This is a genomic window from Xenorhabdus khoisanae, assembly GCF_001037465.1.
GTDB classification, from domain to species: domain Bacteria; phylum Pseudomonadota; class Gammaproteobacteria; order Enterobacterales; family Enterobacteriaceae; genus Xenorhabdus; species Xenorhabdus khoisanae.
This window is the reverse complement of record NZ_LFCV01000242.1, coordinates 1-1,303: the sequence shown is the minus strand read 5'-3', so window position 1 is coordinate 1,303 and position 1,303 is coordinate 1. Positions and strand designations below refer to the sequence as shown.

The following is a 1,303-nucleotide window of genomic DNA, read 5'->3' as shown; positions in this document are numbered from 1 at the left end:
CCTTTCTTGACTGTGATTAGATTAACAGGCTTCTAAGGTGTCCGGAATGACTATGCCACTACAGAAAGATCCCCGTCGCATAAGACGATGGATACATGAATCGATTATTGATGACATGCAAAAACGGTTGGACGAGAATCCGGAATTCCCGGTGATAAGGAAACAGAGTGTTGAGCATCCGTTTGGCACTATAAAAATGTGGATGGGAGCGACTCACTTTTTGACTAAACGCCTCAAAAATGTGAGCACTAAAATCAGCCTCAGTGTTCTTGCTTACAACCTGAAACGTATGATAACCATACTGGGAACTGTCGGTTTGATGGCGGCCATCAGTCTGAGCTAAGTGATAAAGTAAGCTTAGTTTCACCAAAAACCTGCCCCAAACGCTCAAGGCACGCTGCTTTTAAATGACTTCATATTACAAGCCACCAATCTGCATCAGAACATTGTGAATGTGATGAGCGCTAATCGGATGCTTAAATGCAACCCAAATCGATGTTTGTTGGATGAAATCACGGTTTTTACACAGTCTGTGGCAATTCACTCCAGTGGTGGGCTGATTTTCTTGATGCTAAATAGTTTGTCAAAATGATAAATGTTATTTCGCTTTAGCTATCCCTTCAGCTTGATGTTCACTGAAATAAAAAAATTATAGATAAGAGTCAGTTTTTGGTCTTTATTAAAGTGTCCGAATTTATTAAAGCACAACACTCCTGAAGGCTTTTTATTTTCCAGTCAGCAGCATCCCAATAGGTATCATTATATTCATTATAACTTGGCATAACTACACATTTCATTGAGGCTGCTTTCACTGCAATCATACCGGTTTTAGAATCTTCTATTCCTATGCATTCTTTAGATGATACATTCAATTTTTCAGCGGCATTGAGATAAACCATTGGGTGTGGTTTGTTATATGGCATATCCTCCGCAGAAGATATATGGTCAAAATAGTTAGCAATACCACATTGTTCTACAATTTTTAATAAAAATGATAATGGAGAAGCAGAAGCAATTCCAATCTTAATATTTTTACTTACTAATAAATCTAAGCATTCAATCACCCCATCCATAAGGGGTTTTTCTGTAAGAATTAATTCAACACCTCTATTGAATAGATCTTTTTCAATTTTAGATTTATCTAAATCATTTTTATTATAAAGCTGGCAGGCTCTGTCTATCATACACGATACAGGTATACCGACCATACTCATCATTTCATCATAAGTGATTGGAACACCATAATGATTTAAAATTAACATGCCTGATTTTTTCCATAACGGTTCAGAATTTATCAGTACAC

General features: G+C 36.8%; 1 protein-coding gene and 1 pseudogene. One reads left to right on the top strand and one right to left on the bottom strand.

Annotation, left to right across the window (positions count from 1 at the left end; translation table 11 throughout):
* Window positions 1–73: 73 nt before the first annotated feature.
* Window positions 74–343: pseudogene (locus tag AB204_RS20505) on the top strand (IS5/IS1182 family transposase); the annotation flags it as partial.
* Between the two features lie 319 nt (window positions 344–662).
* Here the strand turns inward: AB204_RS20505 and AB204_RS20500 are convergent.
* Window positions 663–1,303, bottom strand: a 641-nt coding sequence (locus AB204_RS20500; protein WP_072061493.1) for an HAD-IA family hydrolase, incomplete at its 5' end; no start/stop codon positions are given.